The following is an 18,297-nucleotide window of genomic DNA, read 5'->3' as shown; positions in this document are numbered from 1 at the left end:
AACTGGTTGTACTTTGAAAAAACATAGAGTTTATGCGGGATTTCCTGCCATTGACTTTTTTTGCGGCGGATTGAATAGATGATGGTCAACCCCTACGTTTGCGTGGGGAGGGAAGGGGTGTGGGGTTCCGGCCGCTGTTGAAGTCGTGTTCCTTGAACTTATAATTACAGAGGTGGGAACACGAGCTTCAAAGGCGAACGCTATCGCTCCTCCACCCCACACCCCTTCCCTCTTCGGTTCTACTTTGGATGGTGACTGCTACTTTTTGTACTACCCTTCCCTAACCCCATCCTGTTGTTGTGCAACAAAAAAAGCCAACCCTTTATACAAGAGTTAGCTTCAACGCAGCGTGAATGATACGATTCAAACTGGTATTTATATCGTCCTTGGAACCGCTCGGATTCATGGAGTAGGCACCCATGTGATATGTCCATCGGTACTCATCTTCAAAGAAACGGATATTATCCTTGCCTAATGCCGGAGTTATAATGTAGACCTCTTCTACCGCGCGGGCACCGTCGCTTTGCCGTACGATGCCATCCCGATATTTATGCATCTCACCAAGTGCCATGGGAAGATTATGGTCAAGCCTGTATTTGGGATCGAACATATATAAGCTTTCGCTCAGCTCCAGTACAATATCTGGCTTCATGCCGTGCGTATACGTGCGAAACTTCTCCGTACTGCGGGTAAACCACCGTTGATAAGCTACCGAACCTCCATCTTTCAGCTTTACACGATGCTCCTTTTTCTCAGAAAGCGTTAAGACCAGGCCATCTCGTTCCAACGCAAAAAGAGATGACGTATCGGCAACAAGCCCTCGCTCTCTTAGCATTCCGATAAGCTGCATAAATACCCAGATTTCGTATACGTGGTATGTATCTTTAAGAGGGATGGAGCTAGTGAGCCCTATCTGTATTTCATCGAACTGATACAGCTGCTGAAACCATTGGTACCAGTTGCGGTAAATGGGATGCTTCCGAAAGCCTTGAGATATCGAAATCGTCCCTTTATGACTCGCCACCTGTTTCAAAAAACTGGCCTGCAGCCAGCGGGTCACGATCTCACGATAGCGGTTTGCCTTAGCGGCAATAGAATCCATGCCCGATTCTGTGTATTTGCGCAGCAGGGATTGCAGCTCCCGAAGATGACGGGATACGATACGATTCTCATAAACATCGTAGGATTCCTCCCTGGTACCAGCTAAAACCATAGAAGGTACCGGTAATTCCTCTGTTGCTCCATGTCCGGGATGCCGCTCTGCCCAGGCAATAATGGCAGGCGTCACATGCTTGACCTTGTCCCTGCTCATCCAGCTGTCCGTAACCTTTAATACTCTCATCGGGTTAGCCTGAATTTCTCGAAATAAATAAGTCAGACGATGAAAGGAACGTTCTATATAATCCCATTGGGGAATGGATATGGAGCGGTCTGTTCCACTGTAGTTGAAGGCCAGGGAAGCTCCGCTGTGCTGGAAGCACACCTTGGCTTCCTGCAATATATCGGTGATCATCTGGTGATATTCCGCTTCTGTTACTTTCCGTGAATCGGAGTATAAGTAAGAAGAGACCTCTCTGACGCTCTCCCTGTGTATATGAAAGATTATCTTCCCGGATTGGAAGGGCATAGCAATCTCCCCCTCCCATCCCGTTTCTGCTTTCATCATTGGCTGCGGTACCCCATTCATAAGCAAATGGAACGGAGACGGATTCGACGTACGCCAGCGATATACCTTCGCCTCTTCCAGACGTACCGCGTCAATCCCGACCCACTCACTCTGATCTGGGCACCAAAAGAACAGGTTATCTCCAGAATTGGGCTGCTCCATACCGGTCCAGCTCCTCCCTCATCCGCTTCACATGACGCAGCGACTCCGAACCCTCTCCAAGGCTTGCCTTCATCCAATCATTCAGCAGCAGCAGCAGCGGAGCGATCCGCTCATCTCCACGAATTTTGGGAAGCACCTTCTCGGCTACTACGCGATCCACGGCTTCTACAGGCTCCATTCGAATGCCTGGATCCAGCTGAGCATTCACATATAGCTTGCGGATCATCTCGTTCAGCGTCCGGTAGCCGAAATGAAGATCATACTGGTGAAGCTTGCCATGAAGTTCCTGCAGCAGCCCCCACTCCTGCGCGAGTGCCGATTTATATTTAGGATTGGTTCCGTTCCAAAAGCTATCCAAATCCACATCAGTTAAAGTCATAACGAATGCTCGGTCCAGCACCTTATCTGAGATGCTGTGAGTGGTCTCGTCGACATTGATCGTCCCGATCACATATAAATTGTTCGGGATATGCAGCACTTGTGGAACATCGGTAACGTGCTCTTCCGTATGTAATTGAACGGGTTGCTTGGACTCTACGGCACTTAAATAGTCGCTTAAGTAATACTCCACGCGAGCTAAGTTCATTTCATCCAGAACGATAAACATGGGCTTCCCCTCATGAATAGCTTGAAGCAAGGCATTCAGGAAAGGTGTCCGCACATAACGTTTCTCCAGCGCACTGTAATATCCGAATAAAGCGGTCGAATCCGTCCAATCCGGCCTTACAGGGATGACCTTGACATAAGGATTGATATGATCTCGCGGTTGTCCGTACACCGCATTGGCGTAAAGCAGGCAAAGCTGGGTTTTACCTGTACCGGAAATACCGTTTAGAATCACGAAATGCTTGTCTTCGAGACTGACCAGGTTTAAATGAAAATCCCGAATAATAGAAGGAGAATATGTCAATTCGCTGTCCCCGATATTGGCCATAATAACGGACAAATCGAAGTTATGCTCGTAAGCTTCCTCCATAATTTCAGCAAGGTCCTCTAAGGACTCTTCCTGTGAGTTCTGTGTGCTCGCTGCATCGATTCTAGGCAAAGTAATCATCTGGGAAATGTCCGCAAAAAGGAGAGCTGCTGCAACAAATACCTTCTTCACCTCTGCAGCAGACTCTTTAAACCTCCCCAAAACGGTATCGTAGCTGCCCACATAAAAGGAGGTATCTCTGACCTCAAAGTCATGTGCAGCTAACGCTTCGAAGGCTTTAAGCTGATATTCTTTGTTAATGTCCTTGCCGTCCTGCTTATGATATCTGAAACTTTTCGTTATGTACCAAGGCCAAGGAAACGGATATTGAGTCTCGGTCGATAATTGACGCAGATTCGTATAGATATGACCGTAGCCATTGACGAAAATCCCTAGAACCTCATACGGATCCCGAAGATATTGATCAAACATTCCGTCCGCAACAAGCTGGCCTTTCTCATACAAGCCGAACTTCTGACGGCGATTGTTCGATTTATAGTCATAGGCTTCCTCGAACTTAATGTCGTACGTTTTCCCGTACAAGGTTAAAGGAATGTCATCATGATGCTCGTTCAGCAGACTCAATACTTTCAATGACAGGGCATGCTGCTCGGCTTCTCTTTGAATATATTCCCGAATAGGCTGAAGCTTCGTATAAGTCTCCCAAATCGATTCCATCAGCTCAGCTTCAGAAGCCACCTCGGCAAAAGGAATCAAGATGCCGATATGAAACCATGGGCGGCGTTTATCATCAACCGCCTTTTGCAGGTAAGTGATCCATTCGTCCTTGGCAAGAAATTGCCCCTCTTTATCCGCCACTTGAATACGAATCTCAGGATCGAGCTTTTCCAACAAATCAACGAAGCCTTTCTCGTTCGACTGGCTGCGCACCGCAACCCAAAAAGGATAAAAGCTGCTAGGTATAATGATTTTGAATTGCTTTTCCAGCCCATTGAATTCCAGGCGAAGCACCCCAATCTCCGTTTGAAACAGGCTTTTGTCGACCAGCTCGATAAAAGCCCTTTTCCCTATATCCGTATCCTGCTTCTTGGGAGCATATTTTGGGTTACGGGCATCATGCATAGTCGTCCGCAGCGTCATTTCATACGTATGGACCTGATAGCCTTGCAGCTCCGGGGCCAGTCCTCCATACTGTGCTCTAAAGGCATCCATCAGCTGCAAAAGTACGGGCTGCACCTCATCATGGACACGTTCGCAGCGCTCGGAAGTTTCGGGAATCGCGAGCAGTTCCTCAATTCTCTTAATATTCATGTAGACCTCCAACGTTGTAAGATTCCAGTCTGACTGCTTCGTTAGTGCGCTTGTCAGGTATCTATATTAAAGCATAGGCATTCGTCAGCAGAATGACATGGAATATATGTTCATACATCACTTTTTCAAAACTTCATCCGATAAATCGGTTTATTCTCCAAACCGCGGATCAAAGGCGTCCAGTTCTCGGTTTCCGGAGTCGTATCCAGTGCATCCTCCACCATCTGAAGCTTGGCATCTAGCGCATCAATATGGTGCAGAGCTACCGCTTCCGCCATCTGGGGCTGAACCGGGCTTCCCCACTCACCGAGATTATGATGAGACAGAACCAAATGCTGCAAAGCGAGCACCCGCTCAGACTGCAGGTCAATACTGCTTAAGATCGCCGCCTCCGTAATCCAGTTCGAAGCCATGGAGATATGGCCCAGCAGCTTGCCTTGGACACTATAATCGGACACAATGCCCAGTTGCGCGATCATTTCCTCCGGCTTGGCAATATCATGTAGAATGATCCCCGCCTTAATCAAATCGGAATTCAAGAACGGTCTTTGCTTGCACAAGAAATCTCCGATTTCAAGCATTCGTACCATATGATAAGCCAACCCGGCACAGTAAGCATGATGATGGGATTTGGCAGCCGGATAATGCATTAATTTCTCCTCTACCTTGGCCACGCAAAATGCGGCAATCGTCCGGATCTCTTCATCCTCAATCGTTCCCAAAACCTGTTTGACTGTATAGACAAGATCAATAGGACGAATCGGTGCTGACCGAATAAAATCAGTTAGCGAGATACCGTCGCTCTCGGTTGCTTTTCGGATGCGAACAATTTTGGCCTGCAGCTTCTCGCGGTACGTCTGCACAATACCATGAACCTTCACAAGCCCCATAGGGAAAAACGTTTCTTTATCCGTCGGCGTCACATCCCAGAATTTAGCTGGAAGCTGGCCGCTGGCATCACTTAAAACAATATCAAAATAGTCTTTAGCAGGCGTTCCGTTTGTCTGTTTTACTTCCAGCTCCTTGAGCAGATAAAAGCCTACAAATTCATCCTGACTTACCAAAGTTTTTATTAACGTCATATCGGTTCCTCCAACAATATCAATACTCGGGTTTATCCGTATAGTTGCCACTGACATCGACGAGTTCAATGTAATGTTGCAACGGCATGCATTACTATTTCGACACACACGGACAATTCCCTACGTAAAAGCGACATGGTTAACCCAAAATGCACGAGAAAAAGCCCTTCTTCGACGGCACAGAGACCGGAAAAAGGGCTTGAATGCATTATAAAAGATTAAGACTGCGGCGTTCCTCTTCAGTAAATACGCGAGATCGGGTCAAAAACCGCCTTCCCTCGGGATTTTCCAGAGAAAACATGCCTCCCCTGCCGGGAACCACATCAATGATCAGCTGTGTGTACCTCCAATATTCGTACTGAGCTTTGCTCATATAGAAAGGAGCTCCGCCGATCTCTCCTAGCAGTACATCCGTGTCTCCGATAATAAAATCTCCCAGAGGATAGCACATAGGCGAGCTGCCGTCGCAGCACCCTCCCGATTGATGAAACATGACAGGTCCATGCTTGGTCTTCAGCAGTTTAATCAATTCCAGCGCAGCATCGGTTGCCAGAACCTTTCTCACGTCCTGTGCCATCTCGGCTCCTCTTAGAAGAAGCCCAAAGCATCTTGGCCGTAGCTGACCAATAGGTTTTTCGTTTGTTGATAATGCGAAAGCATCATTTTATGATTTTCACGACCGATGCCTGAAGTTTTGTAGCCGCCGAAGGCTGCATGAGCAGGGTAAGCATGATAGCAGTTCGTCCATACGCGACCGGCCTCAATTTGACGCCCCATTCGGTATGCGACGTTAATGTCGCGTGTCCACAGCCCTGCTCCCAAGCCGTACAACGTATCATTGGCAATCGCTAGCGCATCCTCCTGGTCCTTGAAGGTGGTAACGGAGACGACCGGCCCGAAGATTTCTTCTTGGAAAATTCTCATTTTATTATTGCCTTTAAGTACGGTTGGCTGAATATAATAGCCCTCCGAAAGATCTCCCTCCAATGTGGCTCTGCCTCCGCCGATCAAGCATTCTGCCCCCTCCTGCTGCCCGATGTTGATATAGCTCATAATTTTCTCAACCTGCTCCGTAGAAGCTTGGGCTCCAATCATTGTTTCCGTATCCAACGGATTGCCCTGCTTGATGGCTGCAACGCGTTTGAGCGCTCTCTCCATGAAAGCGTCATAGATCGATTCTTGAATGATGGCACGCGATGGGCACGTACACACTTCCCCTTGGTTCAAGGCGAACAGAACAAAGCCCTCGATAGCTTTGTTAAAGAATGCATCATCTTTGGCCATTACGTCTTCGAAGAACAGGTTCGGAGATTTGCCGCCCAGCTCCAATGTAACGGGAATAATGTTCTGGGAAGCGTACTGCATAATGAGGCGACCGGTTGTCGTCTCCCCTGTAAAAGCAATTTTGGCGATGCGACTGCTGGAAGCGAGAGGCTTACCTGCTTCAAGACCGAAGCCGTTGACAATGTTCAAAACACCTGGAGGCAGTAAATCTTGGATCAGCTCAGCCAACACCAGAATTGAGGCCGGGGTTTGCTCTGCCGGTTTCAGCACGACGCAGTTTCCGGTCGCCAATGCCGGAGCCAGCTTCCAGGTCGCCATCAACAGAGGGAAGTTCCACGGAATGATTTGGCCTACGACGCCTAACGGCTCATGGAAATGATAGGCCACCGTGTCATTGTCGATCTGGCTCAAGGCCCCTTCCTGGGCACGGATGCAGCCCGCAAAATACCGGAAATGATCGACCGCAAGCGGCAGGTCGGCAGCCAAAGTCTCACGAACCGGCTTGCCGTTATCCCAAGTCTCAGCTACCGCCAGCATTTCCAAATTTGCTTCTATACGATCAGCTATTCTATTAAGAATTAATGCCCGCTCCGCCACCGAAGTGCGTCCCCAGCTCTCCTTCGCTGCATGAGCCGCATCGAGCGCCAGTTCAATATCTTCCGCCGTCGAGCGGGGAACTTCGCAAAAAGGACGATTGTTCACCGGCGAAACATTGTCAAAATATTGGCCTTGGACAGGCGCAACCCACTCGCCTCCAATAAAGTTTTCATAGCGTTTCTTGAACGTTACCAACGAATCATTGTATCCCGGTTGAGCATAGATCATTATGAACAGCCTCCTCCAATATAGTTTCAATAACTATATAAGCAAGAATCGTGCCAATCTTGCGAGGCCAGCCGAAACGCATTTATTGAAATCGCTTTATAACAATTGTTCCCTTTTGAAACAGCCCTTATGTTTCATTTTGATACAACCTTTCGCTGAATAGAAACGAATGGATATTTTATGATATCATGAAGGTAGAAGCCCGTACGAATGATGGAGGTGTTCACTTTGTCCTCTCTGGAAGTAAACGACCTGTCACAAATGATGGAGAATTCTTGGAAGCGCTGTCAGCGTTATGGATTGAAGTCGTCCGATCCTGTTTATGACGACATTATTACCGGGAATCGCATACGGGAAATCACTCAACAGCACGAGCAGCTCATCCTGCACACGGAGCAGATATTCGCCAAAATGAATCGCCTCATTAAACAGTCTGGGCAAATGGCCCTCCTCATCGATGCCCAAGGGACTATCCTTCACTCTGTCGGCGATCCCGATTTCTCCAACCGTGCTGAAATGGTACAGCTACAGGTAGGTGCCAATTGGGAGGAACGCCGCAAAGGGACGAACGCTATCGGATTGGCTTTAACGGAGCAAACCGCCGTGCGAGTCCACGCCGAGGAGCATTATTACACGTCCAACCGCTTTTTGACCTGTGCTTCATCACCCATCTTTAGCCCTGACGGTCAATTAATCGGTGTCATTAACATCAGCGGTAAAAAAGAAAGCTACTATGACTATACATTGACCCTCGCTTGTCTAGCAGCGGATTCTTTGCAGAATAAGCTGATTTGGGAGAAAACCAGCGAGGAGCATCTCATTACGTTGAAGGAGCTCGAATACACGGCGCAAAATGTTCCAATGCCACTGCTCTCGCTAGACCGGGACAATCGAATTGTCCGTGCCAATCAAGCCGCTTTGCGCATCGTCGGCCGCGATGCCTTGGGCAAGGAGTTTGCCGGGGCCAAAGGCTTCGCTATGGAAACGATCTGCGATGACCGGCACAAAGTATGGCGATCCGTCGCCATTCAACGGAAGCCGCATGGAGAGCCTCGGTTATACGAGTTCCAGGATATTATCGGAGCATGCCCGAAGCTTCTCCATACCAAAGAAATCGCCAGGAAAGCCGCCCTGACCGAATACCCTGTCGTGCTGCTGGGCGAAAGCGGTACTGGCAAAGAGCTGTTCGCCCAATCCATTCATTCGGCAAGCTTTCGCAGCGCACACCCGTTCATCGCCGTCAACTGCAGCGCCATTCCGGACAGTCTGGTCGAGAGCGAGCTGTTCGGCTATGAACGCGGAGCTTTCACCGGAGCTAACAAAGAAGGAAGCATCGGCAAGTTCGAAGCTGCGCATAAAGGGACGATTTTTCTAGACGAAATCGGAGACATGTCGCTTCGGGCGCAAGCCGCGCTGCTGCGGGTACTGCAGGAAAATACTATCACGCCGGTAGGTAGTACGAAGAGCAAAAGGATCGACATCCGTATTGTAGCCGCCACCCACCGCAATTTATCTGAGGAAGTGAGGGAGGGGCGTTTTCGAGCCGACTTATACTACCGGCTGAAAGGAATCCAAATTACCCTGCCCCCCCTAAGAGAACGAAGCGATCTCGTCCCCCTTTCCTATCATCTACTTCAAGGGCACGGCTCCCCCTCCTCCATCCTGACGGAGCAAGCGCAGATGAAGCTGCAGCAATATCATTGGCCAGGTAATATCCGAGAGCTGAACAGCGTATTGTTGCAAGCGAGCTTCCTTGCGGAAGGAGGTCCGATCGACGTAAAGCATCTTCAGCTTGAGGAGGATGTGCCTGAACTGGGTGAGTTTACTCAGCCGGAAGCTACCCTATCACTGAAGGATGCGGAAATGCATGCCATTAAGAAGGCTCTCCGGCAAACGGGTGGCAACTTAAGCAAGGCTGCAGCTTTATTACAAATCGGGCGGACGACCTTGTACAGGAAAATACAGGAGTATGATATGACTCCGTTTTAGATAACCATGCCAAAAAGCCTGTAGAATCAGCTTCGCAAGAAGCTATCTGCAGGCCTTTCCAATCGTGATGATGTCTATCCGCCCAAACCTTTAGCTTGAAACTATTCGACCAGCAAGGCAGCTTTTTCCTCATTCTCTTTCCCACTATCTTGTTGGTCAAGGCCGACTTGCTTATCAAATGACTCCAGTATTCCTAGCTGAGACATGATTTTGCGAACGTCAATTGTAATCACAATATGATCTGTCAACTAGCTCCCCCCTTGGCATTTCTATAAAACATGCATTGCAGCGCTTGAACCAACAATCGAACTGTATCACGACAATGCGCTACATTCACATATTCCTCTTCTGAATGCTCATACTCGTAACCCGCTGACAGATTGACTGAGGGAATCCCGTAAGAGGCAAAAGTTACCGCATCGCTGATTCCCCCTTGAACCGCACGCCAGTCGGACATTCCACACCTCATTCCCACAGCTTCAAAAAATACGCCCCATTGCGGATTACAAAATCGCATCCTACTATTGCGTACTACAATATCTCTGCTGCCCCTGCGGTCAATAACCATCGCTAGCTCTATATCTTGCAGCCATGCAGGATCGATCTGCCCCGAACCAATACGGCCAATCTCTTCCTCACGGGTAAAAGCCAGCTTCAGCCTCCCATGAAACGAACCAAACCTTTGAACCTTACGCAGCACATCCAAAATGATGGCAATTCCCGCACGGTCGTCCGCACCTAGCGGACCGCTGTTGCTGCTCCATCTATCTTCCTCCCGAACAATGCATCGCTTCGGATCTACCCACACCGTATCCATATGAGCACAAAGCAGAATTGTTGGCCCTGCTCCAATGCCGTATTGCTTTTCAGCCAACACATTACCATAATCATCCTGATCCAATGAATCGACTTGTCCCTTCAAACGCTGCATAAGAAAATCGGCAACCGGACGTTCCATACCGCTAGGAGCGGTTATAGCAAGAAGCTCGAGCAATTCATTTTCCAGCTTACGCATGAACGGCCGCCTCCTTTTCGTCCAATTTATCCGTCATCCACTGGCAGAGCGCTTCAAAATCATGAGCTAACGCTTCCGACTCCTTACGCATGCTCCGGTTTTTAAAGCTTGTCCGTCGAAGCTCACGAAGCTGCTCAGCCCATTCCCTCATCATTAACGCCATTGTTAGCGCGTCCTGCCGTATCCATCTCTCCGACCATTTCATCCCCTCCGCTTGGATTGCTTGTAGGCAAGGACTTCCGTTTCCTCCCTCGGGTATAACGACTTTCCAAGTATAGTGAAGCAAATGCTTGGCATTTATCCGTTCATATACTACGTGAAACCATGCAGCAGCCCACATGCTGGCAAAATAAATTCGAGGCTTGTGCTTGCCATGTCCATCGCAGCCTCCCGTGACAAGTATTCCGGCTTCGCTCATTGCCTTGACGAGGCAAGCAATCCCTTTATCTAGTGACAAGCTGCTCCAGCGCAGACCATGATTTCGTTTGGTAAAAGCTCTCCACGAGTCGAATCCGTTAGGAATTGGGGAACGACCGTATCGCACTGGCATCTTCTCTATTGCATATAGCGCCTTGAGGGGAATCATGGGACTGAGTACTTGAATACGAAGACCGGAATAGCAGACCGGAATTCCGCTGCGCTCCAATTCCTGACGTACATCCTCGAAGTCCCGCTTCCCATTCCCCGCTGAGAAAATAACCTGATCGTTCTCCACCTTGACCAAAAATCCACGACGCGTTAAAGCTTGAGCTAAATATTTTGCAGGGTTCGCTACCATTTGTTGATGATTCATTTCAATCCATCTCCTTGTATGTAATGTCTTTGTTCGATGAATTTATTACACCAAATGGCGGTTACAGCCGTGTAACCGTTAGATACCACTACTTATTACTCATATAAAAGCGGGGCCGCCCCCGCGTAATACTTGAATCCAGCATAAAAAAGGAGTCACGCCCGTGACCCCCAAATGGAAAATTCATTTTATTTTAAATAATGATTTCCTATCCTCTTAATCCAGATTGAAATCAGCTCGGTAAATATCATCCTCACGGTAAATAACCTGATAAATGGGATATAGCTCATGATTCCAGCTGTAACCCTCTTTTGTCGTCACTATGATATGGTCCATAGGTTCAGAGAAACAACCCCCAAGCTCTGAGCGTAATCGCGAAATGTTGGTCTTCACCCATGTATTGCTCGCAGGCTTCGGCCGTCTGAACATTCGGTAGAACAGCTCATCCTTGCTAACAGGATGCTTCGATTGCAGCAGGCACCGAAGCAGATCCGCCGCTCTCTCCGTAACATACAGCTGCTTTCCTGCTGAAGTACGCACCGTATACAAACGCGGAGCATCGACGTAGCTTAAGATAACAACAGGAACATCCGTATTCGTCTCTAGCAGCTGCAGCAGCCGTTCTTCACCGATGTGTTCCTGCCCCGTCTCGGATTGCACAATGTAAGGCTTGAAAGGTTCCTCGGAAAAGATCTGATCCTCCGTCTCTTCCACGAGGGATCGAAGGGTTCTCCCAAGCTCCGTAGGCGATATAGCGGACCACTTGGCACGCAGCCGTTCCATCGTCTGCTGGCTTAGCTTCTGGTACGCACGCGCCTGATAACAGAGCGCCCGGACAGCCTGCTCCTCGTTGATTCGATGCTCGGATAAGAGAGCCCGTCTTCGGAGAGCCCGCTCGAACGCATTGGCGGCGCTGCTCCATTGCTCATTATAATAATGTAAAAACCCGAGTCGGTAATTTGCCAAAGAGTGCTCCCTGTCCATCTTCACTACTTGTTGGAAAATATCACGGGCTCTGCGCATATGCGTCCCCCGCATTTTAAAATCCCTTCCGAGCTCCAGCAAGCAGTGCACCAGCATATTTTGAAATCGCTCTTCGTCTGGCCGCATCTGATACAATGCATCATAAAGCTCTGAACCTCGCTGCCATTGCTCTGCTTCATCTTCTTGGAACCGCGGATGGTCAAATGCTTGCTCCCAGCGTTCCTCCTCTATAAGAAGCTGCTCATATGTTAATTCAGCAAATCCATCTGAGGTCATTCCAATGCTCTCCTTTTTAAAATAGCCCCGTCCCTGCAGGAATAAGCTTGCCGATAATGACATTTTCCTTTACGCCGCGCAAATAGTCGGTTCTGCCTTTGACGGCCGCATCGGTAAGCACGCGCGTAGTCTCCTGGAAGGCTGCAGCTGAAATAAAAGATTCACTGTCCATAGAGGCTTGGGTAATCCCCCGCAGCACTGGAACGGCAACCGCGGGTTGCTGTCCGGTCATTAAAACTTCTCTGTTGGCATCCTCAAAGGCATGTCTATCCACGAATGCCCCCGGCAATAACGCGGTATCTCCGGCATCGACAACTCTCATTTTGAGCAGCATCTGTCGAAGGATAATCTCGATATGCTTATCGTTGATCTCCACTCCTTGATTGCGATAAATGCCCTGCACTTCCTGTAAAATATAGCTTTGCACGGCTCGGACGCCTTGAATGTGCAGCAGCTCTTTAGGATCAATAGTGCCTTCAGTTAATGGGTCGCCTTTCTTCACTTGTTCACCTACGGATACAAGCAAGCGTGTGCCACAGATTGTAGTTTGTACTATGGATTCGGATTCCCCTGCCACTTCAATTTCATAGCGTCGATCCTTCGTTTCACGGATATCTGTAATTTTCCCATCGTAGTAAGAAAGTACAGCGGGTTGTTCCGGAGTCCGAGCCTCATACAATTGCTGGAGACGCGGCAATTCCTGTATGATTTCATTGCCCGCAATGCCTCCGGTATGCCACGCGCGAAGCGTCAGCTGTGTTCCTGGTTCACCGTTCGACTGTGCTGCGATAATACCAACTGCCTCGCCCATGTCCACTCGTCGTCCGGTAGAAAGATTCGTCCCGTAGCACACCGCACATATTCCGTGTTCGCTGCGGCAGCTTAGCACGGAACGAATAGATACTTCCTCGATCCCTGATTGGACAAGACTACGGGCTGTTTCGGTGTCAATCAACTGATTACGGTTAAGTATTACCTTGCCGGTAGCAGGATGTACAACCGTTTCATTTGAATAACGACCTTCAATTCGCTCCAGAAGATTTTCGATCGTCGCATTTCCGAGCCGTATTGCCCTAACGCTAATCCCTTGATCTGTTCCGCAGTCCTCTTCGCGTACGATGACATCTTGAGCAGCCTCAATCAAACGACGGGTTAAATAACCTGAATCCGCAATACGGAGCTCTGTATCCAATAGTCCTTTTCGCGATCCATAGGTAGAAATAAAGTATTCCAATCCTGACAAACCTTCGCGAAAACTGGAAACGATAGGATGTTCTATGACGACTCCTGATGATTTTACGACAAGCCCCCTTATACCGCTCAACTGCGACATATGGGCTATACTTCCGCAAGCTTTGGAATCGATCATTATTTTTAAAGGATTGTAGGGGTCGAGACCGTTAACCAGGGCTTTAGAAATGCCATCCTTTGCTGCACCCCATGTTGCAACGCTATGATCATGCCGCTCGTTATCGGTAAGCAAACCATGAAGATATTGTTTCGTAATGAACCGTACTTTTTCTTTCGTTTCACTCACTATATTTTCTTTTTCATGAGGTACGGTACAATCGGTAATTCCCATTGAAATGCCAGATCGCGTCGCGTAGGTAAAGCCTAGCCGCTTCAAGCGATCCAGCATGACCGCCGTTCGGGTAGTACCGCATTGGCGAAGGCACTCGGCTATCACGGACTCAAGAAACGCTTTGTCGAAGGCGCGGGATTCGTTCATTTCCGACATTCGTCTGCGGATATCTGCTCCTTTTTCGAAAATGAAAAAAGCATTCGGAGTGCCATCCAATAAATTAGCCTTGGTTGGTTCATTCAAATAAGGGAGCTCCTCGGGCAAAATTTCATTAAATAAGATTTTACCGATCGTCGTGATGAGCCTAGCCTCTAGCATAGGTGAAAAGCTCGTTTTGCGGAGTGCTTTTGCCGGAATAGCAACTCGTGTATGCAGCGCCGCAGCTCCCCGCTGATAAGCAGATACCGCCTCATCCGCAGAGCGAACGATTAAACCAGTATTAGACGCTAAGGGATCCATAGATAAGTAATAGCAGCCGAGAATCATATCTTGCGTAGGAATTGCAGAAGGCTTGCCATTTTTCGGATCTAATAAGTTATGGGATGAAAGCATCAGAATTCGTGCTTCAGCTTGTGCTTCATGCGATAGAGGCACATGCACCGCCATTTGATCCCCGTCAAAGTCTGCATGAAAAGCAGGGCACGCCATCGGATGAAGCTGAATCGCATGGCCCTCAATAAGAACAGGCTCAAAGGCCTGAATACTGAGTCTGTGCAGCGTAGGAGCACGGTTTAGCAAAACCGGGTGTTCCTTGATGACATGCTCCAAAGCATCCCAAACGACAGGACTCACCTTTTCCACTTTTCTTTTGGCATTCTTAATATTAAAAGCGTGCCCACGCTTTACTAGCTCTCTCATAACAAATGGCTTAAATAATTCCAGAGCCATTTCCTTAGGCAGTCCGCATTGATGCAGTAATAAATCCGGTCCAGGTATGATGACGGATCTTCCCGAGTAATCGACTCGTTTGCCTAACAGATTTTGACGGAATCGTCCTTGCTTGCCTTTTAACATGTGGGTTAGCGATTTAAGCGGACGTTCTCCAGGTCCTGTAATCGTACGTCCGCGCCGCCCATTATGTATCAGCGCATCAACAGCTTCTTGAAGCATCAACGTCTCATTCTGTACAATGATATCCGGAGCACCCAAATCGAGCAGACGTTTCAGTCGATTGTTACGATTAATCACTCGACGGTATAAGTCGTTTAAATCCGATGTAGCAAAACGTCCCCCGTCGAGTTGAACCATAGGCCGAAGCTCAGGAGGGATGACCGGAAGAACATCGAGGATCATCCATTCCGGACGATTACTCGATTTGCGGAAGGACTCGACTATTTCCAAACGTTTGACTGCCCGACTGCGACGCTGACCTTGTGATATCACCAGATCTTCCCTCAGAAGGTCTGCTTCCTTATCCAAATCGATAGCCTGGAGCATCTTCCTTACTGCTTGAGCTCCTATATCTGCTTGAAAAGCGTAACCGTATTTCTCTCTGGAGCTTCGATACTCCTTCTCTGATAACAGCTGCTTCGCTTCAAGCGGAGTGTTCCCTGGATCCAGAACCATATAAGCTTTAAAATAAATTACTTCCTCAAGAGAACGAGGGGACATGTCTAACATTAAGCCCATAGCGCTGCTTGGATTTCCTTTGAAATACCAAATATGAGAAACTGGTGCCGCAAGTTCAATATGCCCCATCCGTTCACGACGCACCTTTTGACGCGTTACTGAAACTCCACAGCGGTCGCAAACAACATTTTTATAGCGAACACGCTTGTATTTTCCACAGAAGCATTCCCAGTCCTTGGTAGGTCCAAAAATCTTCTCGCAAAAGAGGCCGCCTCGTTCAGGTTTTAAAGTCTGGTAGTTGATCGTTTCAGGTCTTATCACTTCACCGTAAGACCACGAACGGATTTTATCTGGAGATGCCAATCCGAGCCTAATATATTTAAAAGAATTGGAAGGAGCGGATTCTCGCTCCACCGACTCTCGCTCTGCCGCCTCTCGTTCACGCGCTTCCCGCTCTGCCGCCTCTCGTTCACGCGCTTCCCGCTCTGCCGCCTCTCGTTCACGCGCTTCCCGCTCTACTGCTTCTCGTTCACGCGCTTCCCCCTCTACTGCTTCTCGTTCACGCGCTTCCCGCTCTGCCGCCTCTCGTTCACGTGCTTCCCGCTCTGCCGCTTCCCGTTCACGCTTCTGCATCAAGCGTTCCACCATAGCCTGTGCCTGCTGCTGTGACGCCAATCGCTTTTGCTCCACACGTTCCATAATCTCTGCAGCCTTTGCTTCTGCTTCTGTACGTTCTTGGTCCAAGCGCTGAAAAATGGCATCGTCCAGTTCGAACGCTTCGACCTGCTGACGCTCCGTTTGCTGCTCGACTCTATCCCATAAAGACTCTGCTTGCTGCTGCAGGTCGGAGTTCTTTAATTCCGTACGCTTGACTGCCCCTTCAGCACGTGCCTGTATTTCCTCTTGTTCCTTCTCCAGCCGCTTCATTACAGCCTCCGCCCGCTCAACCGAATCAGCACGCTGTCGTTCTGACTGTACTTCAAGTCTTTCGGCCATCGCTTGAGCCTGACGTTCCGACTCCGCACGCTTATTTGCAGTTCGTTCCGCAATTTCAGCAGCGCGTGCTTTTGCCTCCGAGCGCTCTTTCTCCAATCGCTGTATCGCCGCTTCTGCACGCGCCTCCGCTTCCTTGCTCCTTTGTTCTGCGATTAGCCGCGCTGACTCCTCGTTTCTTGTAGAGCTAGTGTCTATGCGACGCTCCCATTCTTTTTGTTCCAGACGGGGATGCCTCGTTTTCTCCGCTTCTCCTGGTCCTAGCAAAATGTTTTTTAATCTTTTAAAAAAAGACATACAGGCCTCCGGTTCTCTTCTTGATGTCACTGCTTGTTATGAAAATTATCGTAACGAAATCTCCTATTTCCCCTCATCCAACGTCACACTAGCCCTATAAAGCGTATCATCCCACTTCACCTGTGCTCCCAAGGCTTCCGCGACAAAACGAAGCGGCACGTAAATCCGGCCATTCACAATCTGTGGCACCGTATCCATCGTAACGGACTGGCCATTCACTTCGGCCCAATCATTTCCCAGCTTTAAATCTACCTTCAGTTTTCCACGCGTAATATGCAGACTGGAATCATCGGGGTTCCAGACATAGTCGGCATTCATCCGATTCAGCAGAACGCGAAAGGGCACCATAGTCATCCCGTCCTCGATATACCCCGTCTTATTTTCCGCCAAATGACCGTTCACACTAAGCTGTACGAGCGGCTTATCCGCTTGCTGTACAATCAGCACATTGCTGAGCAGCCGTCCCGGCTTACGCAATACCTTACCTTTATAATAAAGCGCCGAGCTCGCTCCTCCATCCAGATTAATAGCATCTGTCATTCCTACTTGGACTAGCACATTTGCCATCTGCTCGATGGTACTGTAAGAAATCGTCCCTACGACCAATTTTCCATCCCCATCAACTCCTGCAAAGCTTCGAACATTAGCCTGGGAAGTCACCAGCGGATCATTAAAACGATCACGTTCAAAATCAATATCCACTTGACCACCCGTAAGCAGCTTCGGTCCGGCTCCTATAGCCATCTGATACCGCTCCAAAGGTGACGTCTGCTTCGTATCAAGGTTCGTCACCGTTTGGCTCATGCTAAACTTATCACCTGCCTTAACCTGCTTCGATACCTGTTCCAAGCTATAATCCGTAGAGAGCAGCAGCACCCTGCCTCCCGAAGGAATCAGTACAGCCTCTTCCGAAACGGAAACTACCTTCTGGTCCTGACCAATGACAATTTTAATTCCCGGTTCGTCCGCCACATCCCCATAATCTTTGGTAAACATCCACGCGCTTCGCGCTTGATCTCCGTGATACACATCCACTCCATTAAGACGCGATCCGAATCGGCCCGCCTGTACATTGCTTCCGATGGCCAATCTCTGCACCGAAGCTTCTTTATCTGTTGAAACGGTAATCGAGGTTTCTTTATCCCCGCCGTAAAAAAGATCATTGTTGTTCATCACAATACCATATGGGGTCCGGTACTCAATATCCTCTGTAAACGCATCGAAAAAGGTGCCATTAATGCCGACCGCCGCATCGTTATCCGACATCATACTGGTAAAATCCTGCACAGTCCCTACCTCATGATTTGCGGCAGCTGCCTTGATTTGAATGGTTGGATCTTTCAGGTCGACCCGGATTAGGTCAAGGATAAAATTGCTTCCGTTATAGTTGACCTTCCTCTGTTCATGCATAATTCCTTGCTCCTCAGCATGAGCCATCCCCGTGCCGCAAGTTAACAAAAGCGTTAAGCATAGTGCCACTTTGGTAATGCTTCTTTTCATGTCTGTTCCTCCGCTGTTTTTGTAGTTAGTCTGTT

General features: G+C 48.8%; 12 protein-coding genes. 1 reads left to right on the top strand and 11 read right to left on the bottom strand.

The genetic code is table 11. The features are described 5' to 3' along the window. Positions 1–322: 322 nt before the first annotated feature. The 5 genes from BP97_RS0120920 to adh form a co-directional block, all read right to left on the bottom strand. Complete coding sequence (locus BP97_RS0120920; RefSeq protein ID WP_028550852.1) at positions 323–1,828, bottom strand: DUF2357 domain-containing protein; 1,506 nt, start codon at positions 1,826–1,828, stop codon at positions 323–325. After that, positions 1,803–4,073: an McrB family protein gene (locus BP97_RS39025; RefSeq protein WP_051620840.1), complete on the bottom strand. Its 2,271-nt coding sequence runs from the start codon at positions 4,071–4,073 to the stop codon at positions 1,803–1,805. The genes BP97_RS0120920 and BP97_RS39025 overlap by 26 nt, the downstream gene beginning before the upstream one ends. A gap of 125 nt (positions 4,074–4,198) precedes the next feature. Further along, positions 4,199–5,155 carry a 3'-5' exoribonuclease YhaM family protein gene (locus BP97_RS0120910; protein WP_028550851.1) on the bottom strand — a complete coding sequence of 319 codons (957 nt, stop codon included), beginning with the start codon at positions 5,153–5,155 and terminating at the stop codon, positions 4,199–4,201. A 208-nt stretch (positions 5,156–5,363) separates the two neighbouring features. Further along, positions 5,364–5,732, bottom strand: a complete 369-nt coding sequence (locus BP97_RS0120905; protein WP_028550850.1) for a DUF779 domain-containing protein — start codon at positions 5,730–5,732, stop codon at positions 5,364–5,366. Between the two features lie 11 nt (positions 5,733–5,743). Next, positions 5,744–7,264, bottom strand: a complete 1,521-nt coding sequence (gene adh / locus BP97_RS0120900) for an aldehyde dehydrogenase (protein WP_028550849.1) — start codon at positions 7,262–7,264, stop codon at positions 5,744–5,746. 228 nt (positions 7,265–7,492) lie between these two features. Here adh and BP97_RS0120895 point away from each other — a divergent pair, with 228 nt between their 5' ends. Continuing rightward, positions 7,493–9,253 (top strand): sigma-54-dependent Fis family transcriptional regulator, encoded by a 1,761-nt coding sequence (locus BP97_RS0120895; protein ID WP_331281317.1) that lies wholly within the window; start codon positions 7,493–7,495, stop codon positions 9,251–9,253. Between the two features lie 101 nt (positions 9,254–9,354). Here the strand turns inward: BP97_RS0120895 and BP97_RS40270 are convergent, their stop codons facing one another. The 6 genes from BP97_RS40270 to BP97_RS0120865 all read right to left on the bottom strand — a co-directional run bounded on the left by BP97_RS40270 (position 9,355) and on the right by BP97_RS0120865 (position 18,262). Beyond that, entirely contained in the window at positions 9,355–9,501 is a 147-nt protein-coding gene (locus BP97_RS40270; protein ID WP_156043269.1) for a hypothetical protein, read from the bottom strand. Continuing rightward, the gene (locus tag BP97_RS37040; RefSeq protein ID WP_036746280.1) at positions 9,498–10,268 is read right to left on the bottom strand and encodes a M20/M25/M40 family metallo-hydrolase; all 771 of its coding nucleotides are present in this window, start codon (positions 10,266–10,268) and stop codon (positions 9,498–9,500) included. Before BP97_RS37040 ends, BP97_RS40270 begins: the two co-directional genes overlap by 4 nt. Further along, positions 10,261–11,061 carry a hypothetical protein gene (locus BP97_RS0120880; protein ID WP_028550847.1) on the bottom strand — a complete coding sequence of 267 codons (801 nt, stop codon included), beginning with the start codon at positions 11,059–11,061 and terminating at the stop codon, positions 10,261–10,263. The genes BP97_RS37040 and BP97_RS0120880 overlap by 8 nt, the downstream gene beginning before the upstream one ends. Positions 11,062–11,277: 216 nt before the next feature. Then, positions 11,278–12,321 (bottom strand): winged helix-turn-helix domain-containing protein, encoded by a 1,044-nt coding sequence (locus BP97_RS39020; protein WP_028550846.1) that lies wholly within the window; start codon positions 12,319–12,321, stop codon positions 11,278–11,280. 16 nt (positions 12,322–12,337) lie between these two features. Then, on the bottom strand, positions 12,338–16,762 hold the full coding sequence (rpoC, locus tag BP97_RS37035) for a DNA-directed RNA polymerase subunit beta' (protein WP_051620839.1): 4,425 nt from the start codon (positions 16,760–16,762) through the stop codon (positions 12,338–12,340). A gap of 63 nt (positions 16,763–16,825) precedes the next feature. Continuing rightward, a complete protein-coding gene (locus BP97_RS0120865) occupies positions 16,826–18,262 on the bottom strand; it encodes a stalk domain-containing protein (protein ID WP_028550845.1) in 1,437 nt (478 codons plus the stop codon). Positions 18,263–18,297 lie beyond the last annotated feature (35 nt).

It is taken from the genome of Paenibacillus sp. UNC451MF (genome assembly GCF_000686845.1).
In the GTDB taxonomy this organism is placed as follows: Bacteria; Bacillota; Bacilli; order Paenibacillales; family NBRC-103111; genus Paenibacillus_S.
Note: the sequence above shows the minus strand (reverse complement) of the source record. Positions and strands in the feature narration are given on the sequence as shown.

Coding starts and splice junctions, on each gene's coding strand:
- BP97_RS0120920 (WP_028550852.1), bottom strand. CDS start 1,828: ATGGAGCAGCCCAATTCTGGAGATAACCTGTTCTTTTGGTGCCCAGAT.
- BP97_RS39025 (WP_051620840.1), bottom strand. CDS start 4,073: ATGAATATTAAGAGAATTGAGGAACTGCTCGCGATTCCCGAAACTTCC.
- BP97_RS0120910 (WP_028550851.1), bottom strand. CDS start 5,155: ATGACGTTAATAAAAACTTTGGTAAGTCAGGATGAATTTGTAGGCTTT.
- BP97_RS0120905 (WP_028550850.1), bottom strand. CDS start 5,732: ATGGCACAGGACGTGAGAAAGGTTCTGGCAACCGATGCTGCGCTGGAA.
- adh (WP_028550849.1), bottom strand. CDS start 7,264: ATGATCTATGCTCAACCGGGATACAATGATTCGTTGGTAACGTTCAAG.
- BP97_RS37040 (WP_036746280.1), bottom strand. CDS start 10,268: ATGCGTAAGCTGGAAAATGAATTGCTCGAGCTTCTTGCTATAACCGCT.
- BP97_RS0120880 (WP_028550847.1), bottom strand. CDS start 11,061: ATGAATCATCAACAAATGGTAGCGAACCCTGCAAAATATTTAGCTCAA.
- BP97_RS39020 (WP_028550846.1), bottom strand. CDS start 12,321: ATGACCTCAGATGGATTTGCTGAATTAACATATGAGCAGCTTCTTATA.
- rpoC (WP_051620839.1), bottom strand. CDS start 16,762: ATGTCTTTTTTTAAAAGATTAAAAAACATTTTGCTAGGACCAGGAGAA.
- BP97_RS0120865 (WP_028550845.1), bottom strand. CDS start 18,262: ATGAAAAGAAGCATTACCAAAGTGGCACTATGCTTAACGCTTTTGTTA.